The 17,749-nt window shown below is 35.5% G+C and carries 15 protein-coding genes; 6 read left to right on the forward strand and 9 right to left on the reverse strand.

Annotation, left to right across the window (positions count from 1 at the left end; genetic code table 11):
• Positions 1-242 precede the first annotated feature (242 nt).
• A complete protein-coding gene (locus tag EZJ43_RS14910) occupies positions 243-1,871 on the forward strand; it encodes a pseudouridine synthase (RefSeq protein ID WP_133263513.1) in 1,629 nt (542 codons plus the stop codon).
• 110 nt (positions 1,872-1,981) lie between these two features.
• Positions 1,982-3,094 carry a lactonase family protein gene (locus EZJ43_RS14915; protein WP_133263514.1) on the forward strand — a complete coding sequence of 371 codons (1,113 nt, stop codon included), beginning with the start codon at positions 1,982-1,984 and terminating at the stop codon, positions 3,092-3,094.
• Between the two features lie 441 nt (positions 3,095-3,535).
• Here EZJ43_RS14915 and EZJ43_RS14920 read toward each other — a convergent pair whose 3' ends face one another.
• From EZJ43_RS14920 to tilS, 5 genes are all read right to left on the reverse strand, one after another.
• Positions 3,536-3,982, reverse strand: a complete 447-nt coding sequence (locus EZJ43_RS14920; protein WP_133263515.1) for a KTSC domain-containing protein — start codon at positions 3,980-3,982, stop codon at positions 3,536-3,538.
• 402 nt (positions 3,983-4,384) lie between these two features.
• Complete coding sequence (bshA, locus tag EZJ43_RS14925) at positions 4,385-5,527, reverse strand: N-acetyl-alpha-D-glucosaminyl L-malate synthase BshA (RefSeq protein WP_133263516.1); 1,143 nt, start codon at positions 5,525-5,527, stop codon at positions 4,385-4,387.
• Positions 5,528-5,666: 139 nt separating this feature from the next.
• Positions 5,667-6,134 carry a hypothetical protein gene (locus tag EZJ43_RS14930; RefSeq protein ID WP_133263517.1) on the reverse strand — a complete coding sequence of 156 codons (468 nt, stop codon included), beginning with the start codon at positions 6,132-6,134 and terminating at the stop codon, positions 5,667-5,669.
• A gap of 117 nt (positions 6,135-6,251) precedes the next feature.
• A complete protein-coding gene (locus tag EZJ43_RS14935; protein ID WP_133263518.1) occupies positions 6,252-6,740 on the reverse strand; it encodes a hypothetical protein in 489 nt (162 codons plus the stop codon).
• Positions 6,741-8,072 (reverse strand): tRNA lysidine(34) synthetase TilS, encoded by a 1,332-nt coding sequence (tilS, locus tag EZJ43_RS14940; protein WP_133263519.1) that lies wholly within the window; start codon positions 8,070-8,072, stop codon positions 6,741-6,743. It abuts the gene before it with no gap.
• Positions 8,073-8,137: 65 nt separating this feature from the next.
• On the opposite strand from tilS, the gene EZJ43_RS14945 reads away from it, so the two are divergent.
• Positions 8,138-10,534, forward strand: a complete 2,397-nt coding sequence (locus tag EZJ43_RS14945) for an OstA-like protein (RefSeq protein ID WP_133263520.1) — start codon at positions 8,138-8,140, stop codon at positions 10,532-10,534.
• A 239-nt stretch (positions 10,535-10,773) separates the two neighbouring features.
• Here EZJ43_RS14945 and EZJ43_RS14950 read toward each other — a convergent pair whose 3' ends face one another.
• The 4 genes from EZJ43_RS14950 to EZJ43_RS14965 form a co-directional block, all read right to left on the reverse strand.
• A complete protein-coding gene (locus EZJ43_RS14950; protein WP_133263521.1) occupies positions 10,774-11,151 on the reverse strand; it encodes a hypothetical protein in 378 nt (125 codons plus the stop codon).
• A 586-nt stretch (positions 11,152-11,737) separates the two neighbouring features.
• Positions 11,738-12,841 (reverse strand): hypothetical protein, encoded by a 1,104-nt coding sequence (locus EZJ43_RS14955; RefSeq protein ID WP_133263522.1) that lies wholly within the window; start codon positions 12,839-12,841, stop codon positions 11,738-11,740.
• Positions 12,842-13,143: 302 nt separating this feature from the next.
• Positions 13,144-13,722 (reverse strand): RdgB/HAM1 family non-canonical purine NTP pyrophosphatase, encoded by a 579-nt coding sequence (rdgB, locus tag EZJ43_RS14960; protein WP_133263523.1) that lies wholly within the window; start codon positions 13,720-13,722, stop codon positions 13,144-13,146.
• 190 nt (positions 13,723-13,912) lie between these two features.
• Positions 13,913-14,542: a hypothetical protein gene (locus EZJ43_RS14965; protein ID WP_133263524.1), complete on the reverse strand. Its 630-nt coding sequence runs from the start codon at positions 14,540-14,542 to the stop codon at positions 13,913-13,915.
• 102 nt (positions 14,543-14,644) lie between these two features.
• On the opposite strand from EZJ43_RS14965, the gene EZJ43_RS14970 reads away from it, so the two are divergent.
• From EZJ43_RS14970 to EZJ43_RS14980, 3 genes are read left to right on the forward strand one after another with little or no spacing between them, the layout of a single operon-like run.
• Complete coding sequence (locus EZJ43_RS14970) at positions 14,645-15,232, forward strand: hypothetical protein (protein WP_243718109.1); 588 nt, start codon at positions 14,645-14,647, stop codon at positions 15,230-15,232.
• Positions 15,233-15,277: 45 nt separating this feature from the next.
• Entirely contained in the window at positions 15,278-16,636 is a 1,359-nt protein-coding gene (locus tag EZJ43_RS14975) for a peptidylprolyl isomerase (protein ID WP_133263526.1), read from the forward strand.
• A gap of 5 nt (positions 16,637-16,641) precedes the next feature.
• Positions 16,642-17,604: an AAA family ATPase gene (locus EZJ43_RS14980; protein WP_133263527.1), complete on the forward strand. Its 963-nt coding sequence runs from the start codon at positions 16,642-16,644 to the stop codon at positions 17,602-17,604.
• Positions 17,605-17,749 lie beyond the last annotated feature (145 nt).

Consider the following 17,749-nt stretch of genomic DNA (forward strand, 5'->3'; position numbering starts at 1 on the left):
CTTATATAAAAACGTTGGCAAAGGTAAAAAATAATAATCAGATTATCAAACAGTTACAAGAAATAGCGCCGAAATCGCCGTTTAAACTGCCTTAAACAACGATTAAAATTTTGATTTTTAAACGATTTTTCCTATTTTAGAAGCTGTTTTGCGACTTAATTTTTACGGCATTAGCGATTGTATTAGTCATCAATTTTACCTAAATTTGCAACCCGCATTTTAAATGCGGTTAAAAGCGTATCATGATAAATAAAAACAATAGGAACAGTCGGGATGACAAGTCCAAATCGGGCAACCGAAATTCAGATGAAAGAAGTAATTCTTCAGGATCTGATAGAAGAAGATCAGACGACAAAGACAGTAAATTCAAAAAATCATCCGATTCTAAAGATGGCTTCAGACCTAGAAGTTCAGACGGAAAAGACTTCAAATCAAAATCCTTCGGAGATAAAAAAGATTTCAGACCAAGATCAGGCGATAGAGATTTCAAATCAAAAGACGGCGAATCCAAAGGTTTCAAATTTGGAGACCGCGAATTCAAATCAAAAGATTCTAATACAAGATCGGAAGATCGCAACTTTAAACCAAGGGAAGGTGGATCGAGAGATTACAAACCGAGAACAGGGGATAAAGATTTTAAATCAAGAGAAGGTGGAGCAAGAGATTATAAGCCAAGAACCGGCGAAAGAACATTTAAGCCTAAGGATGGGGATTCGAGAGATTTTAAACCGAGAACGGGAGATAGAGACTTCAAAACAAGAGAAGGTGGAGCAAGAGATTTTAAACCAAGAGAAGGTGGCGATAGAGATTTCAAATCTAGAGATGGCGGATCAAGGGACTTTAAACCAAGAGAAGGTGGTGTTAGAGATTACAAACCAAGAGAAGAAGGATCAAGAGATTTTAAATCTAGAGATGGCGGATCGAGGGACTTTAAACCAAGAGAAGGTGGCTATAAAGATTTCAAATCAAGAGGTGCAAAATCAGACGACTTTAAGCCAAGCGCTGGAAGTTCTAGAGATGTAAAACCGAGAGAGCCAAGAGAAGGCGATACGCGTCCTTTTAGAAAACGTGAAGATGCGCAACCAAGAGATACAGAATTTAACCGACCGGAGAGAACGGTTGTTGCTCCAGGCCGTAAAACGAATGAAGATAAAGGCTTAATTCGCCTAAATAGATATATTTCTAACGCAGGGATTTGCTCTCGCCGTAAAGCAGACGAATTAATTGCAGCTGGGGTTGTTACCGTAAATGGCGAAGCGGTTACAGAATTAGGGCACAAAGTTGATCCAGCTAAGGATTTAGTTCGTTACAATGGCGAATTGCTTAAGCGCGAGAAAAAAGTTTACGTATTGTTGAACAAACCAAAAGATTATATTACGACTACAGACGATCCACAGGAGCGCCGTACGGTAATGCAATTGGTTGATAAAGCAAGTAGAGAGCGTATTTACCCAGTTGGTCGTTTAGATCGCAACACAACTGGCTTATTATTGATGACCAATGATGGAGATTTAGCCGATAAGTTATCTCATCCAAAAAATGGCATTACTAAACTTTATAATGTAGAATTGGACAAGTCTTTATCGCAGGGCGATTTGAATAAAATCTCTTTTGGTTTAGAGTTAGAAGATGGCTTAATTAAGCCTGATAACATTTCTTATGTTGCAGGTGGAACTAAAAAAGAAATTGGAATTCAGATTCACAGTGGAAAAAATAGAATTGTTCGCCGTATTTTCGAACACTTAGGTTATACGGTAGAAAAGTTAGATCGCGTTGTTTATGGTAACTTAACCAAAAAAGATTTACCTCGAGGTAGATGGAGATATTTGGAAGAACATGAATTAATTCAGATTAAACATTTAATAAAATAACAAAAAAGGCAATCGAAAGGTTGCCTTTTTTGTTTGCTGGAGTTTGAGACTTTTTTAAAAATCATCTAAATTTTATTCGCCATATTTGTTTTTAATCAACACCCACTACAATGAAGAAATTTAGCTTACTTTTTGGATTTATTTTTATCATTGTAACCTCGCTTTTTGCGCAAACGAAGGATTATAATCTCTTAATTGGCACCTATACAAATACTGGTAAAAGCGAAGGCATTTACACCTACAACTTTAATTCATTAACAGGCAAAACTAATTTAAAAAGCGTTACAAAAAACGTTGATAACCCAAGTTATTTGGCACTTTCTCCAAATAAAAAATTTGTTTACGCCGTAAACGAAAAAGGCGCAACAAGTTCTGTCAGCTCATTTAAATACAGCGCAACAACAGGCAAACTTAAGCTAATAAATAAAGTAACGAGTGGCGGTGCAGATCCATGTTACATTACTGTAGATGAAAATAACGTTATCGTAGCAAATTATTCGGGTGGAAATTTAGCAGTTTTTCAGCGCAGAGAAGATGGATCTTTGACTAAAGCCGTACAAATAATTAAAAATACTGGGAAAAGCATTGATCCAAAAGGAAGACAGACGAGCGCGCACGTACACATGGTTAAGTTTACCCCAGATCATAAATATTTAGTGGTTAACGATTTAGGCGAAGATCAAACTTATGTTTACCATTATAACCCAAAGGGAAACGATAAAACTTTAGCTTTAAAAAATGTTTATAAAACAAATGCTGGCACCGGTCCAAGACACATGACTTTTAGTCCGGACGGGAAATTTGCTTATTTAGTACATGAATTTAATGGAAGTATTACTGCTTTTAGATATGCTAACGGGAATCTAACCAAATTACAAGAAATAGAAACTGTTGCTAAAGACTTTAAAGGTAAAATAGATGGCGCAGCTATTCATATTTCGGCCGATGGCAAATTTCTATATGAAACCAACAGAGGCGATGCAAATAGCATTTCAACCTTTTCAATTTTAACAGGTGGCAAGTTGAAGTTTATTGAAAGTGTAAGTACGTTAGGCAAAGGGCCAAGAAACTTCACCATCGACCCAACGGGAAATTATTTGCTTGTTGGCCATCAGAATAGCAATGACGTAGTGATTTTTAAGCGGAATAAATTAACAGGAAAATTGACAGATAGTGGCGAAAGAATTGACGTAGGGGCGCCAGTTTGTTTGGTATTTGATTAGATGACAGATTAGGCGTTTCGTCTTTGCGAGGAAGAATGACGAAGCAATCCATCCTCCAAGATAGATTGCTTCGTCGGCTGAAAAAGCCTTCTCGCAAGGACGATTTTTCGGTCAGAATCATTGGTTTTTAACGCTCAATCATCGCGAGGAAGAATGACGAAGCAATCCATCCTCCAAGATAGATTGCTTCGTCGGCTGAAAAAGCCTTCTCGCAAGGACGATTTTTCGGTCAGAATCATTGGTTTTTAACGCTCAATCATCGCGAGGACGAACGACGAAGCAATCGTTCTTGCTAAATAGATTGCTTCGTCGGCTGAAAAAGCCTCCTCGCAAGGACGATTTTTGGACTGAAGTAGAAAATGCGAAAAACCTTACCAGCTCGTCAGTGTTAAAACAACCAACCCAAAAAAAAAGACCTGCAATTTGCAAGTCTTTAATATTTTAAGCTGTTTCTAAAACTCTGGCTACATTTCTGTAGGGGAATTCATGAAAGATATGTCTACGGGCAAAACGGCCTGGAGAATCTGCATTTACTAATTTAATATAAATTGCTCTTGGTACATCAAAATACTCGTAAGCACTTCCATCAAAAAACTGAATATTTAAAACCTGTTGTTTAAATTCAAAATCCTGAATATTAGATAAAGTGGTTGTTTGTGTATAAACTTCCATATTTTGCTCACGTGTTTCTGGCGCAATGCTCACCAAAAAATGGTACGCTTCTATAATTTCTTTGCTTTTTGCTTCTGCTTCTAAACGCTCCTCTTCTTGCTGAAATTTATCTGGGTGACAATCTTTCATCAAATTACGATAAATCGTTTTAAGCTCTTTTAACTCAGCGTTTTTATCTACACTTAAAAGCTTTCTGTAATCAACTATTTTTTTCATTTTGTGCTATCTTCACTTATTTTTTTCGAGAAACTACTTCAAAATCTTCGAATTTCAAAAACAATTTCAAGGCGGCAAAGATACGGATTATAATGAATTGATTTATAGAAAGTTTAATTTATTTAATTGCCCATCAAATTTCTGCCCGTCAACTTCCACGCGTTAAGATCGAGATTTGAAATACACTTTTTTTCGCACGCTAATGAACAAATTTTTTAATATTTTTAGTACATGGCAAAACTTAGGCTTGTACATTCCAATTACAAAAGACAGAAAAAAAAGAGTGCAAAACGATTAGAAAACCCTATATCTCCATTCAAGCAATTTTTTAAACAGAAAAAATTTGTGTTTTTTGTATCTTTTGTGGTCTATTTCTTTGTATGATTTACTAAGACCATTTATCTAAAACTTCACTTTCACCGAATTTTCAATTACTTCTTTATAATAGTCGATATATACCGGAAGAATTTTCTTCAAATCAAAATCCTGCGCCCTTTTGTATGCATTTTCTTTAAACTGAGCTAGCGTTGCATCATCTTTTAAAATCTCAATTGCGTGCTTGGCCATACTTTCAACATCGCCAACATCATCCAAAAACCCACAAAAACCATTTACATTCAACTCTGGCAAACCGCCAGCATTTGAAGATAAAACAGGCACTTTACATGCCATTGCTTCAAGTGCAGCTAAACCAAAACTTTCAGATTCTGACGGAATTAAAAACAAGTCCGAAACGGATAAAATCTCTTCAATTGCATCTTGCTTACCCAAAAACCTTACATTGTCGCAAATATTAAGTGTTCTGCACAACTGCTCATTGTATGACCGTTCTGGTCCATCTCCTACCATCAATAGCTTTGAGGGGATTACGGCAAGTACTTTTTCGAAAACCCTAATCACATCAGCAGTACGTTTTACGCGCCTAAAGTTACTGGTATGAATCAAAATCCGCTCGTTATTTGGTGCTATCGCTTTTTTAAAATGATCTTTTGCCTGTAAACTAAAGCGATTAAAATCTATAAAATTTGGTATTACCTTAATTTCCTTCGTAATATCGAAATGTTTTAAAGTATCATCTTTTAAATCTTGAGAAACGGTTGTTACGCCATCACTTTGGTTAATTGAGAAAGTTACAACCGGCTTATAAGTTGGGTCTTTGCCTACTAAAGTAATATCGGTACCGTGCAATGTGGTAACCACGGGGATATGGATGCCATAACTTGCCAATATTTGCTTCGCCATAAAGGCTGCAGAAGCATGGGGAATTGCATAATGTACATGCAAAACATCCAATTGCTCAAAACGAACCACATCTACAACTTTACTTGCCAATGCCGATTCATAAGGCGCGTAATCAAATAATGGATAATCTCTTACCGAAACCTCGTGATAAAATAAATTAGCAGAAAAAAAATCGAGCCTAGCTGGCCGACTATATGTTATAAAATGTACTTGATGACCTTCATTGGCTAATGCTTTACCCAATTCTGTAGCCACCACGCCACTACCCCCAAATGTTGGGTAGCAAACTATTCCTATTTTCATTATCAAGCTATTATTGTAGGCACAAATGTAACCGATTTATAAGCACATTATATGTATGAATATTGCAATAAAATCACACGAAAGCGCAAACGCAAATCAACTTATAATGATAAGATTATGAAGTGGTTTAGCATTTATATTACTTATAAATAAACATAATTAGCGGTTTCTTATACCCTATTTTACGCTCTTCTGATTGAATTTCGTTTCGGATATCATCAACTTTTTTAATTTGCTTATTAAATCTATCCAAAGCCTTATCAGCGTCATCGGCATCATTTTTAGCTCTTTTGGCTAGTTTTGCCATTTCTTTCAAATCAATGGAACTACCACCATCTGTTCTATTGCTCGATCTGCTCGATTTTTCTGAAGATGTTCTCGCATTTCCATTAGCTTCTAAAAGTTTCAATCTAAGTTTTTCAACATCAGCTTCTTCTTCAGATTCTTTAATTTTTAATTCCTGCAACTTAATGCTCGCTTTAAGCACATCAATCCGTGTGTTCAAAATCCCAACAGAATCTTTAGAAACATATGGCGTGTACGTTTGTGCCATTAACGGGGCAGTTGCACCCATTACCAAAATCGAAAGTATTACTTTCTTAATCATATATTTTTTATTTGAATTTATCAATAAAAGTGCCTAAACCAAAAAAAGCTTTTACAAGCCTTCTAAAGGGCATCAAAATTTAAAATTATTAACTGTGAGAAAATTCTTCCCCAAAAACTATTTTAAATTCCGCATTTCTTCTTTTATAACGATTAACAATTCGTTCGGGCGTTGCGTGCCAATATAATATTCCAATCCGTCTCTGTCTTTCAAAACGACAGCATCATTACCCGAAGAGTAAAAGCGAATAGTGCCTTTTTTATGGAGGTTGTAAACTGGATTGTTGAAGAAAAAGTTGCTATATATCGTTTTACGCACTTCTACTATACTATTTAAATCAATCTTAACGCGTTTTGCCGTCCACAAACCATCTAAAATTAAACTTTTATTCTCTACAATAATCTTGTACTGAATTAAAAAAAGCAACAACATAGATACCCCGATAATACCGAAGCCCACCACCAAAAATAAATCTTGTGTATTGTCTCGGTCGCGTTCGTAAACATAAGCTGCAAAACAAAAAGCAGCCATAATTAACCTAATGAATATGCGCACATAATCGCGACCGATATATTGTTTTTCTAAATAAGCGTATTTATTTTCCACCTAGTCAATTTTAAGTTCGAATATAGCAACTTTTTTCGTAGCCTTTGTTAATTTGTAACGGTTATCCTGTCGCATACCTACTATCCAAATAATTTCTCCGTTGCCATTTACTAAAATCGGAATGCTATTTTTTAAGTGCAAAGGTAGTTTTTCATCTATAAAATAATCGCTAAGTTTTTTAAAACCACGCATTCCCAATGGGATAAATTTATCGCCCTGTTGCCAATTTCTAAGAATAAGCGGAAAGATTAAATGATCGCGATCCAAATATGATTTATGTTTTACAGCTTCAAAATTCAACTGATCGGGATAGGATAATTTGAATTCAAAATCATTAAACGTAATTTCATCGTCTGTAGAATGAACAAATTGATTGCGAGCAGCCGAACTCACAACCTCAGATATGATGAGGTCTCCCCTATTAATCACCGCTTGATGCGTATTGCTTAAGAAAATCTTACCGGTTTGGCCTTTTAAAGCAGCAAAAATTTCATCAATTACCGTTTCAGTAAAATGGAAAGGTTTTAATAGCTCGAACATTAAAAGCTTTTGAGGATTTAGCTTCAAAATTTCATCAATTAAAATATAATACGCATTATTCTTTTTGATGAGGATTTTCTCGCTTAGGTTTTGAATCTGAATATTTAAAAAAGCTTCGAGCTGCGCAAAGCGATTGATATTTTGTGCAAACGTATGTTCGAGATTTGGGTTAATCTCTTTTAACTGCGGTATCACCCGCAACCTCAGCTTGTTTCTAGTGTAATTTACACTCAAATTAGAACTGTCTTCAACAAAATCTAAATCATTTTCATCAACCAAAAAATCAATTTCTCCACGGTTAAGAAATAATAATGGCCTAATCAATCGATCGCGTTTTGGCAAAATACCATGCAAACCAGCTATTCCAGTACCGCGCACTAAATTAATTAAAACCGTTTCTACAGCATCATTTTGGTGTTGCGCTAATGCAATATAATCGAAATTTCCGGCCAACCGAACTTCTTCAAACCATTGATAACGCAAATTCCGCGCTGCCATTTGGGTCGAAATTTTATTTTCATTGGCATATTTTTTGGTATCGAAATGCGTTACATAAAAAGGTATATTTAACGATGCGCAAAGTAGTTTTACAAAGTTTTCATCGCGCTGTGCTTCATCCGCCCTTAAATTAAAATTACAGTGGGCAACAGCAAACTTTACGCCTATTGCCTTAAACAAATGAAACATGAGTACAGAATCTTTGCCACCACTTACAGCCAAAAGAATACGGTCATCTTTTTCAAAAAGTTGATGCTCGGAAATAAAGTCTTCAAATTGTTTTAAAGGTAACATTGATCAAAAATATTTAATTTTAACTGGTATTCCGAACCTTCGGAACAAAAAACTAACTTTGTAAGGTGCAGAAATTATTCGTTTTATTTTTTTTAGTATTAAGTCCGGTTTTTTTATTTGGCCAGAAAACCATTAAAGTGGTTTCTTTTGCAACCATTACTGGTAAGCCGAACGAAAAGGTAACCTATTTTCGCAGTCCGGTTTTTCAGCAAGATAATGCTACGCTAACTTGCGATAGCGCAGTTTATTATACCGAACGCAATTATTTCGAAGCCTACAATAACGTTCATATTACGCAACCAGGTATGGATATTTATTCGGATCAATTGCAATATGATGGAAATAGAAAACATGCGCATTTGACCAATAATGTACGGATGGTTGACCCAACATCAATTTTAACCACCAATATTTTAGACTATGATATGGTGGCTAAAATTGGAACTTACACCAGTGGTGGTAAAATTGTAAACAAAGAAGTAACGCTTACGAGTAAAAATGGCTATTACTTTAGTGAGAGTAGCGACGCGTACTTTCGTTATAATGTTGTGGTGGTTACGCCTCAAACGCTAATTAAATCGGATACGATGCGTTACAATACGCAAAGCAAATGGACTTACTTTTACGGCCCAACCAATATTAAAGGTAAAGATGATAACCTATATACCGAAAATGGCGCTTACAATACCCAAACAGAAAATGCTTATTTCGGCAAAAAGAATTTATATACACAAGATACGAAATCGTTAAAAGGCGACAGTTTATATTACGATGGAATAGCTGGGATTGGAAAAGCGGTAAGAAATATTGTTTTTGAAGATAAAAAAGATAAAACGAAATTATTTGGAGATTTAGGTTTCTACTATAAAAGCGATCAACGTACAATGGTGATGGGGCACGCCTATTTAGGCATTGGCACCCAAGATTCTGTAACGATAAAGAATAAAAAGCGCGCAGATAGCTTATGGCTTGGTGCCGATACTTTAGAAACCAAAATGGTATTGCAAAAAACGTTAAAACTTATTCCAAAAATATCTATAAAAGCCGATAACCAAATTGGCGACGATGACGATGCAGGCCCAGAGAAAAAGAAAAAAACTACTGAAGCTAAGTACAAGCCGGAGCCCACTACCACAAGTAAAAAACCGAAAATAGACGAAAAACGTAAAAAGAAAAAGAACAGAAAAACCGATGACAGCTTGGTTACTTTGCCAGATAGCTTAATAAATAAAGCAGATTCGTTACTTAAAAACCCTTCCAACATAAATACTGATAGTTTACAGAAAACTTTAAAGCCTGCGGTAGATAGCTTGGTGAAAACTAGAAAAGGCAACAAAGTTGATTTAAAAAACTATGCCGAAAAAGTACTAAGTAAAGATTCAGCTTTGATCGATCCCAAATTGAAAAATAGCAAAGAATTGCAGACTAAGGTTGAAAAAGCAATTAAGACTGGAGTAACTAAAGATTCTGCACTGGTTAAATCTGTAGTTAAAAACGGTAAAATCAGCCCGAATGATCTTAAAAAAACAATACTAACTACAGCAGGTAAAGATTCGACAAGTAAAATAGTTGATGTGTTGAAAAAAGGTATTATAAAAGTAGATTCAGTTGTGAAATTTAATCCCGCAGATACTGTTCAAGCACGAACGATTAAAGCCTACCACAATGTAAAGATTTATAAAAGTAATATTCAGGCTAAAACGGATAGTTTATTTTACACCAGTGCCGATTCGACCATGCGATGCTATATCAATCCAATTATTTGGTCTGAAGGTTCTCAACAAATTGGAGATACCATTTATGTTCAATTTAAAAAGAATAAGCTAAATAATTTACAATCTATAAAGAATGCTTTTTTAGTGAATACGCCGAAAGATTCGTTGCGATTTAACCAAATCAAAGGTAGATTAATGACAGGCTTTTTTACTGATGGCAAATTGAAAACGCTTTATGTAGATGGTAACGCAGAGAGTATTTATTTTACGCAGGATGATAGTACAAAGGTTTATAAAGAAGTTAACCAAACCCTTAGTAGCAGAATAAAGTTTGTTTTTAAAGATAACGACATACAAGACATTTTATACATTAAAGGCGTTGAGGGCGCATTAAATCCCGATAATACGGTAAAAAAAGACAAAACTTTAACTGGCTTTTCGTGGAAGCCGAAAGAACGGCCAATTTCCAAAAAAGATGTAATCGGCTCTGCATTAAAAAAGAAAAGCACAAACAAAACAGTTGTAAAGGCAACTGAAAAAGCAAAACCAGGTGCGAAAGAGCATAAAAAAGCTTCACCAATTATCGAGAAGCCGAAGGTTACTCTTAAGCAAGATTCTGTAATTAAAGAACCTGTATTAAAAGAGAAACTAAAAATTGATACGGCTAATAACTTCGGTATTAAACCTATTTTTCCTAAAAAAGATTCGGTGAGTAAGGAGAAGGTTAAGGTTGTGGGAAAGCTTTAAAATAGCAGTATCATGATAATGAATTAATGAAGTGGTAATAACGGATGAAGTTGAAAATGGTTGGCCATTACACCAACTTTAAGCGATGGCAAATTATCCGTTAATAATAGAACACCACTGGACAAAATAGAATAGCCGAATAACAGACAGCAAAGAGTGGCTGTTAGCGGTGGCTTAATTATTTTAAAACAACAAAAACCATAGAACATCTACGGTTTTTGTTTTAAAAAATATTAGGTTTAATTAAAATACTTCTCTATAAACGCAATAAGATGTTCATCGCTCATTTTATTTGAAGTACTTTCACTTGAGACAGCATTTTTATATTGTGCCGTTTCAGCTAAAAATTTCATGAATTGTTCTTGTATCTGTCCAGTTCCAGTAATATGAATTTCGTCAACATTTGGCATATTACTACATATCTCCCTAAAAAATTTATGAGTTAAAGTGATTTCTTGGTTGTTGGCTGCATTTTCACTAGAGTTATTATCAGCTCCTGGGTTTTTAGCGTGTCCAATGACAATAAATTCGCCATTGTCAACATCCTTTTTTCCTACTATCGTTGCGTTGTGCGAATCCATCCAAACACCAAACTGCTTTTTATTATTTTGCGACATATTTTATTTTTCTTTAAAGATATGTATTTAGACCATACTCTATCAGTTTTTATGTTAACAATATGATCATCGGAGGTTTTATCGAAGCTTGTAGCTAAATTTTTTTGCGATTGTGCAAAAAAAAGCATTGCTTACAATGCTGGTGCACGTCCAATGTCATTAAGTTAAGAAAAATCGCTGTGATCCGATAGCTATCGGGTCTGGGCGAAGTCAAAGACCTTTTTTATAGTCAAAAACACAAAATAATTGCCCTTCGACTCCGCTCAGGGTGACATTATTTTGTGGTTTTCTCCTTAACTTCATGACATTGAGCGCACGCGTGTTGAGTATCAATTAACAGATAAACTTATCATCACAAATATTCAATTTCTACCCATCCTCTCCTTCCACTGTAATCAAAGTGCCACTATACTTCCAATGCCAAACTTTATTTAAAAACCTGATATCATGGAATTTACGTTTACGGCTCATTGTACTTTATCTTTTCGTGCACGTAGTCGATCGCTATTGCACACACCACACCCATCAGCAAGCTTAGGACCGCAGACATTTTCAAGGAAAAAATTTAATTGTAAAAAATCAATAACTATAGCTGACGTACAAGCTGTAAATAATGTTGAAAGTAATCAGTATTTATACTTTGGTCAAGTTCCCTAAAGAATACACCTGCATAGAGTTTGCCATTGAAGTAGCGAATAGAAAGGATTGCAGCTTGATCTTTCATTTCCTCAGTCTTTAGCACAACTTCTGAACCACCAGTTACAAGAAATTTGCGAATGCTGTATTTTTGATTGTTTCTTTCATTAACGTAAATATTTCCAGTTTCATCAACAGCGATCTGATTATTATTATCTAACACAGTTTGATCATAAAACATTTGTTGTGTTCCGGATTCAAGTCTGGCAGAGAGCGTAATATCTTGTACCAAAACAAAATCGAGCGTTTCCAAATCCAACTTAAATAGCCTAATTGAGTTGCCATCTTCCATTGCCATGTAAAAAGACTTACCATACGTTACAGAGTAAACGAGATCCCCGCTTTTAGATTGAGGAGTGGGCATACTTTTAAGCAATTTCATCGGAAACACAGTTTTGTAATTATCCGTTCTCGATACATCGCCTTCTGTGTAAATACCTGTCTGAGTGTTCGACACCATCACAGCAATTGTTTTTCCACGATAACGAACTTGTGCACAATGGCCTGCCCCTGATATCCAGTTTGTTTTCCAAGTTTGAGTCTGAAAAGTATAAGTAGCCGTCTGCCATCCACCCCCATATCCTGAAACCAAAAAGCCGTCGGAAGCAATCTCCAAAAAACCCTGATACTTAGGGAAATTCGCTAGATCAGTACTAAGATACTGCGCATCGATAATTTTCGAGTCCTTATAAGTAAACAATTTATGTTGGCCGTTTGGATCTGCATTCATTTGCCATTCATGGCCATCGTTCATCACTTTTAAATGGAACTTATAGGTATCTGTGGGGAAAGACGTAACAATGCTTACTTGGTCCGTATTGGTTACCCGCATTTCATGATGTTCGTTTGTATAGTTTTGCGTGGTTATTGCATACATCCAACGAAGCACATCTGGCGATAATTTATTTAAAGCTAACGAAATGATCCCGATTCCGCCAGCATTGCCAGCGCCAATTACATCTTTCCCTAAAGTTTTCCATTTACTGCTTTTCACCAGCTCATAATTTGGAATTTTGGGATTGTCAGTTTTGGATTCCTTTTTGCAAGAGGCCGTGCCCAAAATAACCATTAGATAGATTGAGAGGAAAAAATGTTTTTTGCACATCATGAGGTATGTTAAAATTATATTGTAAAGGTGAATCAAAAAACACCTGTGTACAATACCGTTTTCAGGGTATTTTTGGCAAAATAAAGTTCCTAGGAAAATACCGTTCTATCAACTCTTAACCAATCGAATCTGTACCCAAGTGATTAAAAAAACTAATCGAATAAAAAAGACATCCTTAACTTAATCAGCTATTTCTCACCTTTCAAAAAATCAATCATCTTTTTCAGTGCAATTGCCCTATGACTAATTTTATTTTTTACTTCCATGGTCATTTCGGCAAAAGTTATATCGTAGCCATCAGGCTGGAAAATTGGGTCATAACCAAAACCTCCAGCGCCTGATAACTCCGTTCTGATGGTCCCATCAATTACACCTTCAAATAAATGATGTTCGCTGTTATGTAGAAGCGAAATAACAGTCTTAAATCTTGCTTTTCTGTTAGAATTGCCTTCAAGCTTTTTTAAAACCAATTGCATATTTTCCAAACTATCTCTACTGCCACTATAACGAGCAGAATAAACGCCTGGCTCGTTGTTTAATGCTTCAATTTCTAATCCGCTATCATCGGCGAAGCAATCTAACTTAAAATTTTCGTTTACGTAAGTGCTTTTTAAAGTCGCATTTTCTGCGAAAGTATTTCCAGTTTCTGGAATATCCACATCACAACCAATAGCCTCTAAATTTAGAACTTCGTACTTTCCAATTAATGAGGCTCTTATTTCTTCTGTTTTGTGTTGATTATTGGTTGCAAATACTAATTTGTTCATTAGGGTTAGGGGTTGAAGTTTAGGGTTTAGGGAATTTTCACCTAAGAAAATTATTTAATGAAAGTGTGCTAAGTTTTAAAATTATGGGTAAAAAGTTATTTCAGGAGCATCTCATAAGATTGAAGAAAAAATACTAAATTTTATAAGGGATCGGATTTAACCTAAACCCTAACCCCTAAATATCAACCTTCTATACCTTCTTCAAGTTTCCCCACAATAATTTCTTAGCTTCAATATCAGCATCGAGCTGATGAAGATTTGGCGCAAAAATCATCCTAGTTTTTTGATAAACCAACATTTCGTTTGCCCAACTTACAGCCAATTTTAAATCGGTAACACTAACGCCAAAGGCGAGCATTAATGTAGGCTTATAAAATGCATGAAATTCGGTAAAATCAGCATCTTTATATTGTGCATAATTTACAAGTGCAAAATCTGGCGTTGTTAAATTAATAGCCTTCACAATATTTCTGAGCAAGGTTTTACCTTCCTCGGTACTTACATCATTATCGGCATCGTTAACTAAAATTAATACTGATTTTTTATTGCCACCTAAATGTTTAAAGTTTCTTGTTTCAATAGTTTTTTCAACAACTTTTACTAAATCAGGTGTTTTCTCTTCGGGTTTTACATCGGGTACTTCCTTAGCTTTTACAACATCGCTATTAGAAATAATGGGTTCAATTGCTTCTAATTTAGGAACATCAAAACCAACTGCTGTTTTCGCCCGATCAACAACGCTGTCATCCTGAACTAAAAAAATATCTTCATTAAAAAAAAGACGCATTGCATTTTCGTTGCTTGTAATCTGGTTTTCCATTCGTATTTTTGTACAACAATAATTTCTGTTAAAATTAGTTAAATATCTTATAATAGTGCCTTTAATTATTACTTTTATCCTTTAAACTGTACCGCCATCTTTGTGAGAAAAGCTTTTACCGTCCTTATTTTAAGTTCATGTTTTAGCGTGTGTTATGCTCAAAACGTATCTACAATTAACGGAGAACCCATTGATAACAAAGAGTTTATGTGGGCTTATAAAAAAAACCATAATGGCAACACAAATGCCAGCTTTACAGATTTGCTCTCTTTTTTAACACAGTACACAAACTTTAAACTTAAGGTTTTAGATGCAAAGGAAATGGGTTTCGATAAAAAACCCTTCTATAAAGAAGAGTTAAAAAACTACGAAAATGCATTGCGCGCTCGAAACAAGGTAAACTATGGCAAAAAAGATTTTGAATACTTATTAAACGAATACCGCGACGGGGTTTTAATGTTTAATATATCGGAAGAAAAAATTTGGAGCAAAGCGCAGGATGATGAGCAGGCTTTAAATAATTATTACAAATTAAACGCCAACAATTACAGTAAACCACTAGATGAAATTAGAGGACAGGTAATTGCAGATTTCCAAGAAAACTTAGAGGCCGAGTGGATCAAAAAACTTAGACAGAAGTATAACATCAAAATAAACGAGCGCGAAATAAACAAATTGGCTAAGCCTTAATTTGTTTAAACAAAAATATTAAATTTGCACAATTATAAAATTAGAATGAAAAAAGTTTTTTTAGTAACCTTTGCTTTAACCTGTCTGTTTTTTAACAGCTTTGCGCAAAAGAATAACATTGATAAAGTTGCTGCAGTAGTAGGAAACAATATTATATTATTGTCAGATTTAAATCAACAATACACCCAATACCTTTACCAAGGCAATAAGCCTGATCCAAATGTAAAGTGCTACGTACTGCAACAGTTATTAACGCAGAAATTACTTAAACAACAGGCTGATATTGATTCGATTATGGTTGATGACAGCCAAGTTGACGATGAGGTAAATAAACGTATGCGTTACAGTATGCAGCGTGCCGGCGGACAAGAGCGTTTAGAGCAGTTTTTAAACAAATCGTTGCTTCAGTATAAAGATGAAATTCGTCCTTCGGTAAAAGATGAATTGATTTCGAACAAAATGCAGGGTAAGATTACCGAAAACATTAATGTTACGCCTTTAGATGTAGAAAAATATTTTAAATCTTTAAAAGATAGCGTACCCGAATTTAACACTGAGGTAGAAGTTGGCGAAATTGTTTTGAAACCAAACTTATCTAAGGCTGAGAAAGAGCGTTTTCACGATAAGATTGAAGCATTACGTTTAAGAATTAAAGGCGGTGAAGATTTCGCTGTTTTGGCAAAAACCTATTCTGAAGATCCAGGTTCGGCAGCAGATGGTGGCGATTTGGGCTTTTTTGATAGAAGCACAATGGCAAAAGAATTTACCGCTTGGGCATTTAAATTAAAAGCTGGAGAAATGTCGCCAGTATTCGAGACAGAATTTGGATATCATATTTTACAAGTTATCGAACGCCGTGGTGAGCAGGTACACGCCAGACATATTTTAATTTCGCCAAAAACAACACCAGAAAGTATCGCTAGATTGAAACTTCATGCAGATAGTATTTACAACAATATCATATCTAAAAAATTATCTTTCGCTACTGCTGCAAACTTATATTCTGATAATAAAGAGAGTAAATATAATGGTGGAATGATGCTTAATGCAGAAAATGTACAAGCTAGAACAACTTTTATTCCGATTGACAAAATCGAACCTGCTGTGTTTTTAGTTATTGATACCATGAAAGTTGGTGCCATATCGAAGCCAAGTTTAATGACCGCTGCGGATGGAAAAGAGGAATACAAGATTTTATATCTGAAATCGAAAATTCCGCCTCACAAAGCAAATTTAGCACAAGATTTTCCGAAAATTAGAGATGCTGCGCAAAGCGATAAGGTAAACCGTACGCTGAGCGAATGGTTTGAAAAACGCCGTGAGAGTACCTATATCAAAATTGATGATGAGTTTAATACTTGCGATCAGTTAAAAATTTGGTTCAAAAAACCAGTTTCTAAATAAGGCTAATGCAGTATAAAAACGAAGTAGAAGCAGTTGATGCGCTCCACCAATCCTTCAACAAGATAAAAGCCGAGATAAGTAAGGTTGTTATCGGTCAAGACGATATTATTAAATCTGTTTTGATTGCCATTTTCAGTAATGGCCATTGTTTATTGGTTGGTGTGCCGGGCTTAGCAAAAACCCTACTCGTTCAAACGGTTGCGTCGGTATTAGATTTAGATTTTAATCGCATTCAATTTACGCCAGATTTAATGCCAAGTGATATTATTGGCGCAGAAATATTGGGCGAAGACAGAAACTTTAAATTCATTAAAGGTCCTGTTTTTTCAAACATCATTTTAGCCGATGAAATTAACCGTACCCCTCCAAAAACGCAAGCAGCACTTTTAGAGGCGATGCAGGAGAAATCGGTTACCGCAGCCGGGCAAACCCATATTTTACCAAAACCATTTTTTGTTTTGGCTACCCAAAACCCTATTGAGCAGGAAGGTACTTATCCCCTACCCGAAGCGCAATTAGATCGTTTCATGTTTAATATTCAGTTAAATTATCCTGCATTCGCAGATGAGTTGAAGATTGTAAAAAATACCACCAGCAACAAAACTGTGGCGTTGAACAAGATCATCAATGCAGATGATATACAATATTTTCAAAAATTAATTCGCGATATTCCTGTTACGGACAATGTGTTGGAATATGCTGTTAAATTGGTTGCGAAAACCCGACCGAATAGCGAATTTTCTACCGAAGCTGTTAACAAATATATTAGTTGGGGCGCTGGTCCTCGTGCTTCTCAGTTTTTAGTGTTAGGGGCAAAATGCCATGCAGCCGTAACCGGAAAATATGCACCCGATATTGAAGATGTTCAAGCAGTAGCTGAACCCATTTTACGCCACCGTTTAGTGCGAAATTACCGCGCAGAAGCCGAAGGTTTATCGATTGAAAAGATTATTAAGGATTTGCTGTAAATAGTGACTCTCGGGATGTTTGAACGAAAGTTTGGAGTAATTCTAAGGGGAAAAAAATTTTATTTATTTTCTCCCCTAGCACTCTCGATGAGAGGGATAGCATGATGCAGAACGCCTCACAACATATTTAACTATCATTACCCCC

This window comes from Pedobacter changchengzhani (assembly GCF_004354365.1).
GTDB lineage: Bacteria > Bacteroidota > Bacteroidia > Sphingobacteriales > Sphingobacteriaceae > Pedobacter > Pedobacter changchengzhani.